The sequence below is a fragment of the Undibacterium sp. Ren11W genome, from assembly GCF_049340485.1.
GTDB lineage: Bacteria > Pseudomonadota > Gammaproteobacteria > Burkholderiales > Burkholderiaceae_D > Undibacterium.
The window spans coordinates 1,207,508-1,226,951 of sequence record NZ_JBMPPB010000001.1; the positions used below are offsets into that span (position 1 = coordinate 1,207,508).

16 protein-coding genes are annotated in these 19,444 nt (G+C 49.6%); all 16 read right to left on the bottom strand.

From position 1 onward, the window contains the following. Position 1: 1 nt before the first annotated feature. A complete protein-coding gene (locus ACO0K8_RS05410; protein ID WP_422945592.1) occupies positions 2-853 on the bottom strand; it encodes a MinD/ParA family ATP-binding protein in 852 nt (283 codons plus the stop codon). Further along, entirely contained in the window at positions 846-2,114 is a 1,269-nt protein-coding gene (flhF, locus tag ACO0K8_RS05415; protein ID WP_422945593.1) for a flagellar biosynthesis protein FlhF, read from the bottom strand. Before flhF ends, ACO0K8_RS05410 begins: the two co-directional genes overlap by 8 nt. Then, entirely contained in the window at positions 2,111-4,195 is a 2,085-nt protein-coding gene (gene flhA, locus ACO0K8_RS05420; RefSeq protein WP_422945594.1) for a flagellar biosynthesis protein FlhA, read from the bottom strand. The genes flhF and flhA overlap by 4 nt, the downstream gene beginning before the upstream one ends. After that, a complete protein-coding gene (gene flhB / locus ACO0K8_RS05425) occupies positions 4,192-5,343 on the bottom strand; it encodes a flagellar biosynthesis protein FlhB (protein WP_422945595.1) in 1,152 nt (383 codons plus the stop codon). Before flhB ends, flhA begins: the two co-directional genes overlap by 4 nt. Before the next feature lie 497 nt (positions 5,344-5,840). After that, positions 5,841-6,998 (bottom strand): outer membrane protein assembly factor BamC, encoded by a 1,158-nt coding sequence (bamC, locus tag ACO0K8_RS05430; protein WP_422945596.1) that lies wholly within the window; start codon positions 6,996-6,998, stop codon positions 5,841-5,843. 74 nt (positions 6,999-7,072) lie between these two features. Continuing rightward, positions 7,073-7,951, bottom strand: a complete 879-nt coding sequence (dapA, locus tag ACO0K8_RS05435) for a 4-hydroxy-tetrahydrodipicolinate synthase (RefSeq protein WP_422945863.1) — start codon at positions 7,949-7,951, stop codon at positions 7,073-7,075. 94 nt (positions 7,952-8,045) lie between these two features. Beyond that, the gene (locus tag ACO0K8_RS05440) at positions 8,046-8,669 is read right to left on the bottom strand and encodes a class I SAM-dependent methyltransferase (protein WP_422945597.1); all 624 of its coding nucleotides are present in this window, start codon (positions 8,667-8,669) and stop codon (positions 8,046-8,048) included. A 33-nt stretch (positions 8,670-8,702) separates the two neighbouring features. Continuing rightward, on the bottom strand, positions 8,703-9,362 hold the full coding sequence (locus ACO0K8_RS05445; RefSeq protein ID WP_422945598.1) for a site-2 protease family protein: 660 nt from the start codon (positions 9,360-9,362) through the stop codon (positions 8,703-8,705). 54 nt (positions 9,363-9,416) lie between these two features. Further along, positions 9,417-10,040, bottom strand: a complete 624-nt coding sequence (locus tag ACO0K8_RS05450) for an L-threonylcarbamoyladenylate synthase (RefSeq protein WP_422945599.1) — start codon at positions 10,038-10,040, stop codon at positions 9,417-9,419. 49 nt (positions 10,041-10,089) lie between these two features. After that, complete coding sequence (gene htpX / locus ACO0K8_RS05455; protein WP_422945600.1) at positions 10,090-10,965, bottom strand: protease HtpX; 876 nt, start codon at positions 10,963-10,965, stop codon at positions 10,090-10,092. 135 nt (positions 10,966-11,100) lie between these two features. Continuing rightward, positions 11,101-11,937 (bottom strand): 3',5'-nucleoside bisphosphate phosphatase, encoded by an 837-nt coding sequence (locus tag ACO0K8_RS05460; RefSeq protein ID WP_422945864.1) that lies wholly within the window; start codon positions 11,935-11,937, stop codon positions 11,101-11,103. A 128-nt stretch (positions 11,938-12,065) separates the two neighbouring features. After that, positions 12,066-14,381: a TonB-dependent receptor plug domain-containing protein gene (locus tag ACO0K8_RS05465; protein ID WP_422945601.1), complete on the bottom strand. Its 2,316-nt coding sequence runs from the start codon at positions 14,379-14,381 to the stop codon at positions 12,066-12,068. 378 nt (positions 14,382-14,759) lie between these two features. Further along, positions 14,760-16,277, bottom strand: a complete 1,518-nt coding sequence (gene purF, locus ACO0K8_RS05470) for an amidophosphoribosyltransferase (RefSeq protein WP_422945602.1) — start codon at positions 16,275-16,277, stop codon at positions 14,760-14,762. Between the two features lie 75 nt (positions 16,278-16,352). After that, on the bottom strand, positions 16,353-16,841 hold the full coding sequence (locus ACO0K8_RS05475; RefSeq protein ID WP_422945603.1) for a CvpA family protein: 489 nt from the start codon (positions 16,839-16,841) through the stop codon (positions 16,353-16,355). 22 nt (positions 16,842-16,863) lie between these two features. Beyond that, positions 16,864-17,961 carry an SPOR domain-containing protein gene (locus ACO0K8_RS05480; RefSeq protein ID WP_422945604.1) on the bottom strand — a complete coding sequence of 366 codons (1,098 nt, stop codon included), beginning with the start codon at positions 17,959-17,961 and terminating at the stop codon, positions 16,864-16,866. A gap of 63 nt (positions 17,962-18,024) precedes the next feature. Beyond that, positions 18,025-19,314, bottom strand: coding sequence for a bifunctional tetrahydrofolate synthase/dihydrofolate synthase (gene folC / locus ACO0K8_RS05485; protein WP_422945605.1), 1,290 nt, complete (start codon positions 19,312-19,314; stop codon positions 18,025-18,027). Positions 19,315-19,444: the final 130 nt, after the last annotated feature.

Below are 19,444 nucleotides of genomic sequence, written 5' to 3' on the forward strand. Positions count from 1 at the left end.
TTTATATTTCCAAGCGAACACCTACGTCAGGTATTTTTTGTAAAGCCAGAGTTGATCGTGCTGTTAGAACGGATTCTGTAAAATGCTCAGCAAGTCGAAAAAAAGCCTGGGACGCGAGCGACTGCGGAAATGCATCAATCACAGAGCGCCCCAAATTTGCCGCTTTCTTCATGTGTTCATCGGCGGGAATATAACCGACAAAATGCAAGGGAACCGCCAAATATCGACTAGCAGCCTGAGCCATATTTGAATACACAAGCCTAGCTTCTTTTTCGGTAGACCCAGAGACCAGAACGCCGTAAGAACGCCGACCGACGCGATTGCTGACGCGTTTAATCAAGCCATAGGCTTCTTTTATACTGACTGGATTTGCCGAGACCTGCATTACGAGCTCACTTTCATCCAAGGACGCAAGTGGAAAAGCATCATTCATATCCACTTCACTGTCTACAATGACCAAACTAGAGCGATCCACCGCCAAATCAAACACGCGCGACAAATTACGAAAATTCTCAGGAAGTAGACTACTTGATGTTATCTCATACTTAGAGAGCATAGTCACAGAAAGCCCTGAAGATATAAGCTTTATTGCATTTTGTATTGTACGCTGTTGTTGTGCAACATCCAATAAGGTCTGATGTGGATCCGCATTGAGCCAGGCACCGACACTATTGCGCGATGATCTGGCATCGACCATTAATACCTGTTGCCCGTGCCTGGCGAGAGACGCCCCCAGGTTGACCAATACCGCGCTTTTCTCATCGTCGCGCAAGGCCGACAAAAAAGTCAACACTCTCGTCTTCGGCACTTCCAACATACGGCGCAAACCTTCCGCCTGATCAAATTTAGCCAAGACTATGCTCCTTCGAGTGTGAGCGCACAGTTTGATGTCCGAGCATGCCCGCATTCGCCATCAAAATAGGAAGTTCGTCATCCTGAAACTTGAAGGCCGAGGTTTCACGTTTTAGTTTGAATGCGCGGTCAACCAAGTACAGTTTATTTGCGACGTGCAAGTCCTCCGGCACCCGCTGCCCACTTGCGACATAAAAAATATTCAGTTTCTGACGTATCACAATATCCAGTGCGCCGCCGATTGTGGCAGCCTCATCGAGCTTGGTCAAAATGCAGCCCGCCAAGCCATTTCCCTGATACGCCCGCACCACTTCACTCAGAGTCTCACCGGTAGAAGTCGCATTCAAGCAAAGCAAACGCTTAACACTGGCATCGGCACCGGATAACATGGCAACCTGCTCGGTCACCATTTTGTCGCGCTGACTGACACCAACAGTATCAATTAATACCGTATGTTTATTCTTCAACTCAGAGAGTGCTATACGCAGATCGGCCTCATCTTTCACCGAATGCACCATGACACCTAAAATTTTTCCATATATTCGCAACTGCTCGTAACCACCGATACGATAGCCGTCGGTCGTGATCAGGGCTAATTTTGCAGGACCGTGCCGCATCACGCAACGCGCCGCAAGTTTTGCCGTGGTGGTGGTTTTTCCTACTCCAGTCGGTCCGACTAAAGCGTACACACCGCCCTTTTCCAGGATCTCACTCTCATTGCTGATGGTCGACAAATTGCTCGCTAACGCTGACTTTATCCATGCTAAACCATTCGAAGCCAATTCAGATTCAGGCAATTTATCAAGCAGATAGCGCGACAAACTTGCACTAAAGCCTGTTGCCAACATTTCTTTCAAGAGCATGGCCTTTTGTGGTTGTCGTTTTTGTGTATTCGCCCACGACAACTCCGCCAATTGCGACTCCAACATCCCGCGCATCGAGCGAATTTCACTCATCACATCTGCAAATTCCGCGGCATTCATACCACTAGCGTTATCAGTAGTTGGCAATCGCGTATTCGCATATTGATTTAGATCCACCGCAGAATTACCCCTTGGTGCAAAACTAGGCATAGACGGAACTGCCACAGCATCGATCGCCGGTGTCGCGATTGAATTAATCGCTGCGTCAGCCATCGCGAGTATCTCTACCCTGCCATCGACCACTCGATTGGATAAAATAACCGCGTCTGAGCCCAGCGCATCGCGCAACATGCGTATTGCCTCTCGCGACGTATTGGCTGTAAATTTCCTGACGTTCATAATTGACCTCCTACCAAACTAGTGACTTTAATTGTTTTTGTCTCAGGTATTTCTGCGTGCGACAACACTTTTAACTGCGGCAAAGTACGTTTCAGAAAGCGTGCAAGCAAGGCGCGCAACTGATTTGGGACAAGTAATACCGGGGTCAGTCCCAACTGCTCCTGATGCTGTGCAGCGGTCTCAGTTTGACTCGCTAAGGTATCGGCCAAGCCTGGTTCAATACCCGCACCATCTGGACCACTGGTCTGCAAGGCCTGCATCAACAAGCGCTCCAGGCGGTTATCCAGAGTCATCACGGTAAGCTCATTGCCAGACGGGAAAATTTGCTGCACGATGGCACGTCCTAACGCGATTCGTACATAACTGGTTAAGTCGTTTGCATCTTGGGTTTGCGCGCCGTACTCAGTAAGCGTTTCAATAATGCTGCGCATATCTCGAATGTGTACGCCTTCAATTAACAGGTTTTGCAGCACTTTTTGAACCACTGACAAGGGCAGTAATTTTGGCACCAGATCTTCAATTAACTTAGGCGTGTCTTTCGCAAGATGATCTAATAATTGCTGCACCTCATGGCGCCCCAGCAGTTCTGCGGCATGTGAGGTAATCAGATGATTTAAATGGGTGGCGATCACGGTACCTGCGTCGACCACGGTATACCCAAGTGCCTGTGCGTGTTCACGCATACTTGCCTCAATCCAGACCGCTGGCAAGCCAAAAGCCGGATCGGTAGTAACCACACCAGGCAAAGTGCCCGATACCATACCGGGATCAATCGCCAGATACTGCCCGCTATTGGCCTCGCCCACTCCTACATCCACCCCTTTTAAAGTGATTTTATAGGCCGATGGTCGCAACTCTAGATTGTCTCGAATATGCACGGGGGGAGAAAGAAAACCGACTTCTTGCGCGAATTTTTTACGTATGCCCTTAATCCTTCGCAATAACTCGCCACCTTGCGCTTTGTCCACCAGCGGGATTAAACGATAACCAACTTCCAGGCCCAAAGTATCGACCGGTAAGATATCCTGCCAGGTTGCTTCTTCCACTTCAGCAGTGCTGGCAGGCGCCTCGACTTTAGTTTCAACAGGAACTACCTCTTGCGCTTTTTTACTCAGCAAATACCCACCGCCGCCCAACACCGCCGCCAACAAGATAAAAGCGATATGCGGCATACCAGGAATAATCCCCATTCCACCAACGATGACTGCGGTGATTTGCAGCACCTGTGGTTTGGCAAATAATTGACCTATCAATTGTCCGCCAATATCTTGATCACTAGCCACTCTGGAGACCACCACACCGGCTGCGGTAGAAATGATCAAAGAAGGAATTTGTGCGACCAGACCATCACCAATTGCCAGCAGGGTGTAATTTTTGAGCGCTGTCGCGAAATCGAGATCATGCTGCACAATACCGACGATCAAACCACCGATCACGTTGATGATGGTCACCATAATACCGGCCACCGCATCCCCCCTGACGTATTTGCTCGCACCATCCATAGCGCCATAAAATTCGGCCTCTTGCGCCACTTCAGTACGGCGGCGACGGGCTTCTGGTTCCGCAATCAAGCCCGCATTTAAATCTGCATCGATCGCCATTTGTTTGCCGGGCATCGCATCTAAAGCGAACCTGGCACCAACCTCGGCAATACGTCCGGCACCTTTAGTCACCACGGTAAAGTTGATGATAGTGAGAATAACAAACACGACGATACCGACCGTATAGTTACCGCCTATCAAAAAATGACCAAATGCTTCAATCACTTTACCTGCGGCGTCTGGTCCAGTATGCCCCTCGGTGAGTACCACGCGCGTCGACGCCACATTCAATGACAATCGCAGCATGGTACTCACCAAAAGCACGGTAGGAAACACCATGAAATCGAGTGGTTTAACTGTATACAAACTGGTCAGCAAGACGATGATCGCCAGCGCAATATTGAAACTAAAAAATATATCCAGCACAAACGCAGGCAGAGGCAAAATCATCATTGCCAGCATCATGATAATCAGGATAGGCGCAGCCAGCGCCTGACCTGGTATTGCCGTCATCCATGCAGGGAATTTAAAACCATTCATACTTTAGCTTCCAACTGATTATTCGGGTCCAACTCTAAGGGCACCTGCAAATCGGAAGGCTCCAGCGGTCGCATCCCTCCATGCTGGCGAAATCCACGTAATTGAAATACATAGGCCAGCACCTCAGCAACCGCCGCATACAGACCTTCAGGTATTTCATCGCCCAGTTCGGTATGTGTAAACAGCGCACGCGCCAGTGGGGGCGCTTCCAGTAAGGGAATATTGTTTTCTTTGCCCAGCTCACGAATTTTTGCGGCGACCGCATCCGCACCTTTGGCCACCACTCTTGGCGCACCTAGCCCACCCTCCTTGTATTTCAAGGCGACTGCAAAATGCGTAGGATTGGTCACAATCACATCGGCGGTAGGAACTTCTGACATCATGCGTCGGCGCGCCATCTCGCGCTGCTGCTGCCGAATTTTGGCTTTTACCTGAGGATTACCGTTCGCTTCTTTCGATTCCTGTACGACTTCCTGATGCGTCATTTTCAATTTATTTGAGTAATGCCACATTTGATACGGCGCATCGATGGCGGCAATCAAAATGAGACCACCAACGATAGACAGGAAACAGACCCCCAACATAGATCCAAGATGCGCACTCCCCTGTTTTAAAGGTTCTAGCGCCAGACCGAAAATCGCCTCTTTCTGATGCGAGACCACGATCCACGCGATGCTGCCGACTAAAATAGTTTTCACGACAGCCTTAAGCAACTCGACCAAGGCTCGCACTGAGACCATATTGACCAAACCGGATAAGGGATTCATGCGCGAAAAATTCGGCTGCAAGGCTTTAGCACTAAACAACCATCCACCTATCAATAAGGGAGAACCGATGGCGACCAACATTAAAACCCCGGCAACTGGCGCAAATGCCAATAGAACTTCTTGCAGAGTAAGTGAAATATGGGTCAGCAGCATCGTCGAGTCGTACGCCAATGCGCGCTCCATGGACAAACCTGCGATCAAGGTATGACTCAGCTGCCGTATCAAACCCTCCCCCGCTACCCACAAAGAGCCACCGGCAGCGAGCAAAATAGTACAGGTCGACAACTCTCTCGAGCGCGGCACATCGCCCTCTTCCCGCGCCTGCTCTAGGCGCTTGGGTGAGGCCGGTTCGGTTCTCTCGAGATCGCTATCTTCGGCCATGGCCGACTCCAATTCATTTTCACTGACAGTCAAGACAAAGAATTGACAGATTTACAGTAAGGATTATTCGCGAAATCGCTTCGTGTACATGCCGCGAATAAATGATTAATTACCCTCTACTTCTCGGCATCACTTGCTTTTCAGCAAGAGCGAGTGGATCTAACATCACGAACTAAACTAATCGATTCGCTTACCTATTGGTCTGAAAGCAAGCAAAATCAGTAAAAGTCACATGAACATAATTAGGGAGCAAGAAAAAAACGACCAGGCCAGGTGCGCAGTATCCATGCGGCTTTCCAGCCTGCCTGGCCTGCAACCGGCGTGGATACTGCGTGACAGAGCAGGCATAGCTGCAGACCGCATGAAATATGCGCACTGGTCTTGCCATAGTTTGGTCAAAAAAAAATGAGCCCATTGCGGGCTCATTTTTTATTACAGATAATTGCAGATCAGTATCAAAACTGCAATTATTTATCTCAACTGCTTATGCCAGCTATCTATTTCAATTGGTCATTCAGCAAGGTCAGGATTTTACTTGATACGGCGGACTCTTCTGCCTTGCCCTCGTTATTGAGCACAGTAACGCGACTTAATTCGCCGCTCTCTTTCACCTGTACTCGATATTTCTGAGAATTTTTGGTCGCTTCACTGCTACCCCAAGAAAATAGCTTAGAGAGCATGCCGTCGCTGGCACCCTTGGTTTTCGCATCAATATCTTGATCGATATAACGGACAAAATAAATCCCTTGCGAGCGATCTCTATCCTCTACAGTAAAGCCCATACGATCCAAGGCAAGACCGACCCGGCGCCAAGAACGATCAAAGCCCTCATCAGTCTCGACATAACTCACCGTGCCATCTTTCAGCAGTTGTGAGCGTGGTTTTACAGTGGCCACCGTATTCACCGCAGCTTTAGCGCGCTCGCCATCAGAACCCAAGCGCACCATCAGGCGACTCAAAAATTCGGCTTCCAAGCCGCTATCGGAAGGCCTAGGCGTCCAGGTTGTGCCATCTTTTTGCACACCAACGACCACCTCTTGCGCACCACGATGACTGATGTATATTTCTACGTCGCCGTTGGGCGCACGTTCCAGACGGGTACGAAATTTATCCCGTTCTCCGGTTGAATACAGCGAATCTAAGACCTTGCCCAAAGTATTGCGCAACATGTCTTGTGGAATCTTCGCGCGATTTTCTGCCCAATCGGTTTCCATGATGCCAGCATCTTGTTTTTCTATGCTGATCAGGAAACCAAGATCTTGCCAAAAATCCTTCAACAATGGCCACAGGACTTCTGGCGTACGCTTAACGCTTAACCAGCGTTGCGAGCCATCGCGCTCTATCCGCATATCTTGAATTTGATTCGGCGCAATCATCGCGCTTGCCACCACCGGCGCAGCCGCTGACTTTTGCAAGTTATAGCTGGAAGCGGTAGCACTACCTTGGTTCGCTTCTGGAATTGCGAAGCGACTGTCTCGACGAATTTGCGTTAAATCAGGAGGAACTTCCAAAGCGACCGTACTTACTTTGCTGGCACTCTTGTAATCAATACGACTAGATTCAAACCCAGTTGAAGTGCAACCAGCTAAACCGATTACGCCAACCAGCAGCAAAGCACGATTCATCTCTTTATTAGCAACAAAGCTTTTTGCCATGTGAAAGTCCCTACGAATTATTATCAATTAAAATCAAACTTGGGCAAGGCCCAAAGGCCTACCAAAGAAAAAACTTATTTCAAAATACCAGATTCACGCATTGCAGCGCGCACAGGCTCATGAAATTGCTCAGACAAAGGCACTAAAGGTAAGCGCATGCCAGTCGGTATCAAACCCATCTCCATCATGGCCCATTTTACTGGCAGCGGATTTGGCTCTATGAATAATTTATTATGCAAAGGAATCAAACGATTATTGATCGCGATCGCTTCCTTGATATCACCGCGCATGGCAGCAGCACACAAGTCATGCATAGCGCGCGGCGCCACGTTAGCCGTAACCGAAATATTTCCTTTGCCACCGCAGAACATCAGGGCCATCGCCGTTGCATCATCGCCCGAATAGACGGCAAATGATTCTGGAGCCAAACGGATTAAATCAGTGTCGCGTGCAATATTACCACTGGCTTCTTTGACGCCGATAATGCCAGGCACTTGCGCCAAACGCAGTATGGTTTCGTTCGACATATCGGCCACGGTACGACCAGGCACGTTATACAAAATAACCGGGATATCAACTGATTCAGCGATTTTTTTGAAATGCTGATACATCCCCTCTTGGGTCGGGCGATTATAGTAAGGCACGACTTGCAATGAAGCATCGGCGCCGCTAGCTTTAGCGAACTTGGTCAAGACGATCGCTTCAGCCGTAGAATTACCTCCGGACCCTGCGATAATCGGTACCCGCTTATTTGTATGCTCGACTGCCACCCGTATTAATTCACAATGTTCTTCGACGCTGACGGTCGGCGATTCGCCTGTGGTACCGACGATCACAATACCATCAGTACCTTCTGCAATATGCCAATCGATTAATTTGCGCAGGCAAGGCAAATCAAGACTGCCATCTGCATGCATCGGGGTCACAATAGCAACCAGACTTCCTTGTATCATAGTCATGTTAGCGCGAGAAAAAGTAAAACCCTGATTGTAGCGGATCGTTCCCCTGTATGGGCGAGAATCGCTAGAAATTCACTGCAAAAGAGCCTCAAATCCTATCCTGATCGGCAGGATAGCCAGCCCCAGAGTCTAGCGAGCGCAGGCATATCCTTTGCAGCATGGCCGGAGCCGGTTTTTCTACGTAGCCATGCTCATAGGCGATGCAATGATTTTTTTGATTTGACATAGCATCAGACAGAAATTCTCGCAGAAGTTCCCCATTCCGCAATAAGAAATCAGGATTCTTCGGACGTCCGCAGGCTTCATTACCGAGCGCAAAAGTTTCGTAAATCAAGACGCCTCCATCATTCAAAGCGACATTTAAATGCGGAAACAAGGGTCTATGCAGATAATTGGTGACGATGATGCCAGCAAACATAGCGGGCTGAAACGGCCAATTGGCCGCTTCAGCGGCATAGCCGTCAACCGGCGCCTCCAGATCAAACTGGAAGCAACGCGCACCCAAGGCCTCCAAAGGAGCCAGTAAGGCCGCATCCTTATCCAGCGCCCACACTTCATACCCAGCATCAAGCAAGAGTCGCGTATGCCTTCCGCTACCGCACGCCAGATCAAGTACCGGCCCGGCATCCCAAGGTATCAGCGGCAGAAACCGACGCACCCAAGCAGAGGCGACCGAGGCTGTTGCCGGGTTCGAATCAAAGGTATGCGCCATAGTCATGACTTTAATTGGCAGCTGAGAATACAATTAGCCGAGTAAGAAACTAAAAGGCGAGATCAGTAACTGCAACAACAAATTGGAGACCAGCATCACTGGTGCCATCCAAAATTGCAGAACGTGCAACATCACCAGACCCATGACGATGAAAAAACCGTAAGGTTCAATTTGGGCAAATTTATGCGCCATCTTATAAGGCAATAAACTCACCAAAATTCGACCACCATCTAAAGGCGGAATAGGAAACAAATTAAATGCAAACATCACAAGATTTGTAAGTACGCCGGCTCTCGCCATGCGCAAAAAAAAGTCTTCATCAACGCCCATAGAGCTTAATGACAAGGCAAAAAATAGCCAAAGAAAAGCCATTAAAAAATTCGCAGCCGGTCCGGCCAGAGATACCCAGGCCATATCACGCTTAGGATGGCGTAAGTTGGAAAAATTCACCGGCACCGGTTTCGCATAACCAAACAAAAAAGCACCGCCAGTCGCCACATACAAAACAGCGGGTATCACGATAGTGCCAAACGGATCTATGTGCAGCAAAGGATTTAAGCTGACTCGGCCTTGGCTATACGCTGTCATATCTCCGAAATATTTCGCAGCAAATGCATGTGCAGCCTCATGCAGAGTAATCGCGAAAATGACCGGTAAGGCATACACCGCGACGGTTTGTATCAGTTCATTCATGTATAGCTTTTCAACAAAGGAGAATTACAAAAAAATAAAACACTAGATGCTATGTCACAAACCAAACAAGCCTACATCGCCTCTGCCCTGACGTATCAGCTCAGGAGTTTCCTTGGTCATATCGATCACGCTAGTTGGCACCAGACTGCAGGCTCCACCGTCGATCACCAGATCGACTAATTTCTCCAGGCGCTCGCGAATAACTTCTGGGTCAGTCAGCGGTTCATCTTCATTCGGCAAGATCAAGGTAGTGCCGAGCAAAGGCTGCCCCAACTCTTCGAGCAAAGCGTGGGTAATGCAATTTTCTGGCACCCGCAAACCGATGGTCTTACGCGATGGATGGCTGAGGCGTCGCGGCACTTCTTTGGTCGCCTCCAAAATGAAGGTATACGGCCCGGGCGTGGCCGCTTTCAGCAATCTGAACTGGCGATTATCCACCTTGGCATACACGGCAATTTCAGACAAATCTCTGCATAACAAAGTTAAATGATGCTTGTCGTCGACCCCGCGGATACGCCGCAAGCGCATCACTGCATCCTTATCATCCAGATGGCAGACTAAGGCATAGCAGGAGTCCGTAGGCAAGGCAACGATACCGCCCTGATGTATCATTTGCACTGCCTGTTTAATCAAACGCAATTGCGGATTATCGGGATGGATTTGAAAAAATTGACTCATAAAAGAAAGGCCTTAACCGTAAGGCTAAGGCCAGAATGTAAACCGACGATTATTTTAAATTCTGTAAAGCAGCTATACGCTGCTCCATAGGAGGATGAGTAGAAAACAGTGCGCCCCAGCCTGGTTTATCATTGATACCGGCAGCGGCCATAGACTTAGGCAATTCGCCCGGCGTCATACCACCCAAGCGCGCCAGCGCATGGATCATCGGCAACTGGTTGCCCAATAATTTGGCCGAACCGGCATCAGCACGAAACTCACGCTGACGCGAAAACCAGGCTACGATCATCGAGGCGGCAATGCCAAAGATCATTTCGCAGACGAACACGGTAATCATATAACCGATACCTGGCCGGTCATCATCGCCATTACGGAACACCGCCTTATCGATCGCGTAGCCAACCACTCGCGCTAAAAATACCACGAAGGTATTTACGACACCTTGTATCAAGGCCATGGTCACCATGTCGCCATTGGCGATATGCGCAATCTCGTGCCCTAGAACCGCTTCGATTTCTTCTTTATTCATACTTTCGAGCAGACCGGTAGAAACCGCCACCAAAGCAGAATTTTTAAATGCCCCAGTAGCAAAGGCATTTGCCTCGCCCTGATACACAGCAACCTCAGGTGTAGTAATCCCGGCACGCTCAGCCAAAGTTTTAACCGTACCCACCAGCCACAATTCGGTACTGGACGAGGGCGCATCGATCACCCGTGCTCCGGTCGACCATTTAGCCATAGGCTTACTGATCAACAAAGAGAAAAATGCACCAACAAAACCGACTACCAGCGAGAAGCCCATCAGACTAGTCAGATTGAGTCCATTGGCGGTGAGATAACGATTCACCCCAAATAAAGACAAGACCAGCGACATCACCAACATGACGGCTAGATTCGTCGCCAAAAATAAGAAAATACGTTTCATGCGTATACCCTTCCAAAGTAATGTTTAGACCAATTTATTGCGGCAGAGTAGCAGTTAAAAACCGCGCTGACTATAAGTTGGACAAATAGGAGTGCTAGATGAGGTCTTAGCAAGAAAAATCAAGCACAGAATAACTTATTCTAGCCAATCGTTCCAGACAGGAATGAGCTCTTTGGCGAGCGGCGGCAAACAACCCAAATCCGGCAGCATCTCATCGGGAGCGTGAAAATCCGAGCCGCGTGAAGCCATAAAACCGTAGCGCTTCGCTACCTTGGTATATTCGTGATACTGAGCCACGGTATGACTGCCAGTCACCACTTCAATCGCTGCGCCACCATAAACCTTAAATTCACGGAAAAACGCATCAAAAGCGATAGCGCTCAAATCATAGCGCCCTGGGTGCGCGACTACAGCAACCCCGCCAGCACGACGTATCCACCCCACTGCTTCGGCCAATGTCGCCCATCGATGAGGAACGAAACCTGGCTTACCTTCGGTTAAATATTTCTTAAATACCGCCGAGACGTTTTCACAGACCCCAATCTCAACCAAATAGCGAGCAAAATGCGAACGTGAAATTAAATCAGGATTACCGACATACTTCAACGCCCCCTGATACACATTCGGGATGCCGACTCGGGCTAAATCAGCCGCCATATCTTCGGCGCGTCGTTGCCGCCCCGAGCGTGTCATGACTAAGCCAGCCAATAGATCTTCATTGGTTTCATCGACATTTAATCCGACTATATGGATAGTGCGCCCAGCCCAGGTTACCGAAATTTCTAAGCCGGTGACAAAGCGCATCCCAAGATCAATGGCGGCAGCCCGTGCCTTAGGGATACCACGCACTTCATCATGATCAGTTAAGGCCCAGACATCGACACCGTTTGCCGCCGCTCTTGCAGCAACCAGGTCGGGCGCAAGCACCCCATCGGAAATGGTGGAGTGACAATGAAGGTCAACATTGAGCAGGGGCGACAGCATGATTTGGCAAACAAAAATACAGATATTCCATTGTACTCCGCCAAGCGTGAACGCGCTGCATCGCAGCATTCGCCATTTTACTAAACACCTTAAAAAACCAGCTTGCGGTCTCAGCCCTAGATCTTCATTTCCAATTTTAGAGTCCAGGTGGTATAGGTTTTGGCGACGCTATTGGCAACATGATAGACGCCACCGGTGGTAACTACACTGCCACTCTGATAATCGTCCGCTTGAAAATTATTTGCCGACAAGCGCAACTGCAGGCTAGGACTAAACTTCCATAAACCGTACACGTCAATCTGTCGCTTTATTCCTGTGCTAGTAATTTGCGTATCACTGCTCTGGGTCTCGTAAGAGGGGGTCCAGTTAAGACTCCCGCCCAGAGTTAACGGCAAGCCTGCTGCGCGATAATCCAAACCCAGATTCGCCGTTTGCACCGGCTGCTGATCTAAACGATTATTCGGTCCCGCGATATCGTCCACTTTTGACCAAAAATGGCTGTAGTTACTACGAAAATCGATCGCAGGCGCAGTCGGGAAGAACTCCTGGAGCTGGAACTTCGCCTCCAGCTCTATGCCAGACGCTAAGGCATGCCCCACATTAACCGGCGAGGACACCCAGCGTGGTCCAGTAATCGTATTGACCAACTCAGTACGGCGCCGTATCAAATCGTCGATACTACGCACAAACAGATTAGCGCTCATGATTCCGGCCCGGGTCAAATAATGCTCGTAGGCGAGATCAACTCCTGTCGATAGCTCAGGCTTAAGTGCAGGATTACCGTTACGGTCAGGTTTAGTCGGACTATTTACCGAAGAAATGCTAGGGATGGCAATCAAATCATTCAGGCTTGGTGCACGATAGCTACGAGTCAGACTCATACGTATCTGATCTTTGCTGGCGCCGGACAGTCGCCATACTGAATGCAGAACCGGACTCCAGACGCTGCTGGTGTTTTCCACCGCAGCGCCGGATGGTGCCACGCCACTACTGCTAGTACGGATACCTTCCCAGCGCAAACCGGCATACGCCGACCATTGCGCACTCAGATCGAACTCATCTTGCGCGAAAATCGCCACTCTACGAGTACTGGCATCGAGATTATCGCCAGAATCAGCAAACTGCGGCTGTCCATTCTGTAAGGAAGTACGGGTTTGGCTGCGCTTTCCCGCCTCCAGATCCAAGCCCACGGCCAGGCTATGGCTCTCACCTAAAGCGCGGTTGTATTTACCACCAAGATTAAGACTACTGTCGTGCGTATTATTTACATCCGAAATTGTGTTCAGTAACAGTCCGCCTGCATCATATTCGTTACGCAAAGAACTGCTTTCCTGACGCCCGGCACCACCACCCAGTTTCACCATCAACTTGGAATTATCAGAAAATTTATGCTGCCAATTACTAAAGCCGCGAGCAAAACTATTTTCGGACTGTCCTGTAGCGTGGGCGCTAGCATATTGCGCACCGGCCTGCGGTGTCTGCGTCAACTCACTGAGGCTAGTCGATTGACTACGCGAGTTCATGAGAAAAGGCTGCAGCATCACGCTATCGCCATTCTCGAAACGATAGCTCAAGCGCGGCGCGAACTGTAAGCCCTGGGAATGGCGCGTACTCTGATCGAAGATATCTTGCGCCAAAGTGACCTGCCCTTGTCCATCCTTTTCCAGATTATGAGTGAGCGATTCGTCCAACTGCTGATTACGAAAGATAGAGCCGCTCAGCGCATAAGATAAGTTCCCGACTTGCCCCGGATAAGTGAGGGAAATATTCGGGGCATGTCGATCTTGCTCAAGACTATCGGAAATTTTAAGCTCAATATCTTTCTGTTTGTACTCTTCTCGCAAAACAATATTGATGGTTCCTGCGATTGCCTGCGTGCTGTATTCGGCCACCGGACCACGTATCACCTCAATGCGTTCGACCTGATCAGGCGACAAACTATCCATGGAAAACCCGCGTGGTGCCGGTTCACCGTTAAGCAATATCTGCGTATAGCCACTGCCCATGCCACGCATGCGAATATCGCCACCACGCCCTGGCCTGCCACCTATCGTGACACCTGGCAGGCGTTTTAAAATTTCTCCTATCGAAGCGTCACCGTTTCTGTCCAGCTCCTCACGCCCAAACACCAATTTTGAGGCTGTTGAGCTACGACGGGTTTCAAGATCAGATTGACGTGTCGCATTCACAGTGACACTCTGTATGGTTTCGACATTCGCAGCCTTAGCTGCTTTGGCTTTACTTTTATTCTGTGGAGAAGGATCCACCTGATCGTTTTTTTCTAATTTCTCAGCTTTATTAGAAGGGATGTCGGCCTCATCGCCCTTGGAAGTGGGCGTGACTACAAGCGACTGGGCGCTACTTGAAATAGGAAAAGAAAACGCAGCACTAAAAGCCAGTGCAACAGCATGTAAGCGGAAATTCGGTGGCATAAAATAATTTTAATCTCTACATTAGGACTGGCGAGCCCGAATAAAAATATCCACGCATGGCTGGTCCGACCAGGCACATTGTATTTTTAAAACGGCCGTACACGCGAGCGTTTTACCATGAAGTTTTGTATAGAATTGAAACAAACACATTCTGGCTGTTACTTTAGGATACGCACCAGCAAAATACCTACGAAAATCCACCCTGCCCCACACGCATATTCCACGCGCCTCGCCAGCCTATCTGCCCGCAAAGGCGCATGGAATATGCGCGCTGGCAGGGGCACTAACAGCACACCAAAATAAAAAAGGCCCGTCACCAAACAGCGACAGGCCTTTATTCAAAGCACACTTCGCAAGAAGTGCGCAGCAAGCAGATAATTAATCAGTACCAGCCAGATTCAAATTCAATTGCGAACGTAAAATATCTTCGGTATCAGGACGTGGACTATTTCTAGCCGCTTCCAATCTATCCAGATAGGCAGAAGTGACGTCACCGGTAATGTAGTGACCGTCAAAGCAGGAGGCCTCGATACTACGCAAAGCTGGATTCACATCCGAGATCGAGCGTTTCATGGCGTCGACATCCTGATACACCAAGGCGTCGGCAGTGATCTCGCGGCACACTTCATCAATGCTACGACCGTAAGCGATCAACTCGCTGCGGGTAGGCATATCGATACCATAGACGTTAGGAAATTGTACCGGAGGCGCGGCAGAAGCGAAGATCACACGGCGTGCGCCAGATTCGCGCGCCATCTGTACGATCTCACGACTAGTGGTACCACGCACGATGGAATCGTCGACCAGCAAGACACTCTTACCTTTGAATTCAGAACCGATAGCATTGAGCTTTTGACGCACCGATTTTTTACGAATGGCTTGACCAGGCATCATGAAAGTACGACCGATATAGCGGTTTTTGATAAAACCTTCGCGATAATTCAAGTTCAATTTCAGCGCCAACTCCATCGCCGACGGACGCGATGAATCAGGAATCGGCATGACCACATCGATCTCGCCGTCACTGATCTGACTACGCACTTTTTCGGCCAGGTATTCGCCCATTTTCAGGCGCGTCAGATACACCGAAGCACCATCAATAATCGAATCCGGACGCGCCAGATACACGTACTCAAATGCGCAAGGATTCAGGGTCGGGTTCTCAGCACACTGCTCGTTAAACATTTGACCGTCGACATCGATGAAGATCGCTTCACCTGGATCGACATCGCGCACAAACTTAAAGCCCAGACCTTCCAATGCGACCGATTCACTGGCCAACATGTATTCTGTACCTTTTTCGCTGCGAGAAATTCCCAGGCATAAAGGACGGATACCGTAAGGATCGCGAAATGCCAGCAAGCCATAACCGGCAATATGCGCCACCACCGCGTAAGAACCACGCACGCGTCTATGTAACATCGCTACCGCTCTGAACAAGGCAGCCGGATCGAGCGAATAACCGCTGGTGACTTCCTGAATCTGATGCGCCAGAATATTGAGCAAAACTTCTGAATCGGAATCCGTGTTCAGATGACGCATGTCATTCTTAAACAGTTCGATCTTGAGCTCTGCAGCATTGGTCAAATTACCGTTATGCGCCAGCACGATACCAAACGGTGCATTGACATAAAACGGTTGCGCTTCTTCTTCGCTGGTAGAACCGGCGGTTGGATAACGCACCTGACCAATACCAACATTACCTGGCAAAGAGCGCATATTTCGGGTACGAAACACGTCTTTGACCAGCCCATTAGCCTTATGCATGGCAAATTTATTACCATGACTAGTGGCGATACCAGCTGCATCCTGACCGCGATGCTGCAACAGCAGCAAAGCATCATAAAGCAATTGATTAACGGGATTATTTGAAACTACGCCAACGATGCCACACATGCTGGACTCCTAAAAAACAAATTAAAAACGAATTCGGAAAACTACAAATTGGTGCAGGATTTAAACTAAGTGCGCTCAGAACTTCACGTGATCAGTCACAGAACCGGGCAAAAATGGCATCGCAGTTTGCACCGCAGTCTCTGCCATAGCGCTAAACAAGGCATCCTTCCAGAACGCCTGCTGCGGGATCGCGGTCATGCCGCAGATAAGGACCAGCGCCATCACGATCACGCAACCTCGCGCCAAGCCAAACAAGCCACCCAGACCACGGTCAGCCAAAGACAAACCGCTCGCCTTGATCACCGCGTCGACTGCCAGCATTAACAAATACATTAGCAAACGCACGCCAATAAACAAGATTAAAAACGAAACAATCAAACGCAGCATTTGCCCCGGCACCACCGCTGGCAGCCATGCGGCCAGCGTGGCCCCGTAGGCGTTGGCTAGCACCAGTGAGACTACCCAACTGATCAATGAAAGTATTTCTTTGATCAAGCCGCGCATCGTGCTGATGACAATGGAACACAGCAAAATAAACAGCAGCAAGTAGTCAAATAAAGTCATCGCACTTTAATCCTGGCTAGCATCAATTCGGAATCAGGGTGCCGCCTAAACCGAGCTTACTCAATTTCAGACGCGCCTTTTCAGCCTCTTCTTTTGAGTTAAACGGCCCCACCCGCACCCGTATTTTTTCACCGGAAGTCGTTGCCACTTTTTGCGTATACGATTTAACACCGCCGGCATTGAGCTTGGCTTGCAATTCAGCGACTTTTTCTTGTGTTGCCAATGCCGCCACCTGCACTACGTAATGCGATGCAGGTTTTTCTGTCGCATCGGTTTTAGTGGCAGACTTACTTGCGGGTTTTGCCTCGAGTATCGCCAGTGCGCGGGCAGCTTCATCCCCACTATCGGTCTTCACCTCAGTTTTATTGCTGCTGGCAGTGGCTTCAGTATGGCCCGGCTGAGCTGGTGTCTTTGTTGGCGTTGCGGCGACTTGCTGCGCACTCACTTTGGATGCAGTTTGCTTATCGGACTTAGGATCAAGCTTAGGTTCAGACTTAGGTTCCGACTTAAAGTCGGCCTTAATATCCGAACGCGCACTCTGTGCTTTCGCATCAATACTACTGCTATTGCCCAGATCTTTTTTTGGCAGCGATAATGCCGCAATAGCACTAGGATTTTTTGCGGTAGCCGAGCTACTTAATTCTGCGCTTTTCGGCTGTTTTTTATTTTCGCTGGCACCAGGCGCAGTAATGATTTCTTCACCGCCATCGGTGCTATCGAGCGCACTCGCAGAGCGACGACTAGACTCATCGGCACCACGGCCACCTTGTTTAGCCCGTTCCAGCGGCGCAGGTAAAGGCGAGACTTTGTCCTTGGACGGGATCTGAATATTAATATCATCAGCCAAAGGCTTGGGCTCAGAGTCTAGCAACATAGGCAAGCCTATGATGGCAGCCAGCACCAAAGCCAAGGCACCAATCAGACGCCGTCTGGCACGTTTTTTTTCAGGTAAAGCCGGATCTTCTGGCTTTTCCTTACGTGCAGCTTTGCTAGCTCGCGCACTGCTTTTCTTATCACCACGCGCAGAACTTGTCTCGTCCTCGGAACGCGAGCGAAACTCGCCGCTATCCCTATCCTCAGATGTTTCTTGCTTTTGCTTGAACAGCGAGAGTAAACCCATGGGCAGATATATGATTAGTTAAGGAATTTCAAAGTCTGACAGTGCCGCTTTGCCATGAAACTCTTAGTGATTTCGGGATTTTCTGGCTCTCATGACACCAGCAACGGTGAGAAAAGATCCAAAGACCGCTATTCTATCATTTTCACCGGCTTTGCTGAGTGCAAAGGCATAAGCTTGCTCGGGGGAGGAAAATTCTTGAATGCTATGTTCAGTATCTTGCAATACCTGCGCCTGTAAAAGCTCTTCACGCAATTGCGCCGCAGTAGCAGCGCGTGGCAAGGGCAAATCACAGACACACCAATGATCGATTTTGCCCTTCATTTTATCAATGACACCGGCTATATCCTTATCGAGCATGCTGCCAAACACGGCATAGGTATAGGCATGAAAGCCCATATTGTCGAAATTTTGCGCCAGCGTGGCAGCCGCATGCGGATTATGCGCAACATCCAGCACCACGGTAGGACGACCGGGCATGACTTGAAAACGCCCCGGCAAGTCGACCATCGCCAGACCATTGCGCACCTCTTGCGCACCGACCGGCAAGCGATCGCGCAGCGCCTCTAAGGCCGCCAGTACCGCAGAGGCATTTAACAGTTGATTAGCACCGCGCAGACTAGGGTAACCCAGTGAATTGCGACGTTGCTCACGGCCGGCGAAATTCCATTGCTGCTTATCGCCGTTGTAATTAAAATCGCGCCCAAACAGCCACAAATCTGCATCGATCTCTAAGGCATGATCGATCAGGCTTTGCGGCGGCAAAGGATCGCTGCAAATGGCGGTTTTGCCAGTGCGGAAAATACCGGCCTTTTCAAAGCCAATTTTTTCCCGTGTATCACCCAGATAATCGACATGATCGATGTCGACGCTGGTGACGATGGCGACATCGGCGTCGATCACATTGACTGCATCGAGACGCCCGCCCAAACCAACCTCAAGGATCACCACGTCGAGCTTGGCGTCCGCCATCAACTTACAAATGGCCAGAGTGGTGAATTCAAAATAGCTCAAAGAAATATCCGCGCGCGCCTCCTCGACCAATTGAAAAGTATCGACAAACAGGTGATCGCCGAGCATTTCACCATTGATGCGGGCCCGCTCGTTAAAATCGAGAAAATGCGGCTTGCTATATAAACCGACACGATAACCGGCTTGCAGCAAGATTGCTTCCAGCATGGCGCAGGTGGAGCCCTTGCCGTTGGTACCGGCCACCATAATCACCGGACAGGTATAAGCAATGCCCAATTGTTCTTTGACGGCGGCGACCCGCGCCAACCCCATATCGATTTCTTTAGAGTGGCGCGTTTCTAGCAAGGAGAGCCAGGCGTTTAAGGTATTTGGAGTAGTTTGCATAAGATGAAAAAAGCCCGAAAAACCTTATTCCATGCCTAAATCATCCGTGCACTTTGTCGGTTTCGCTTGCCGTACGTTTGTACTGTCTGCGCTTCACCTTCGCGTTCACGAATGATTTAGAAATGGAATT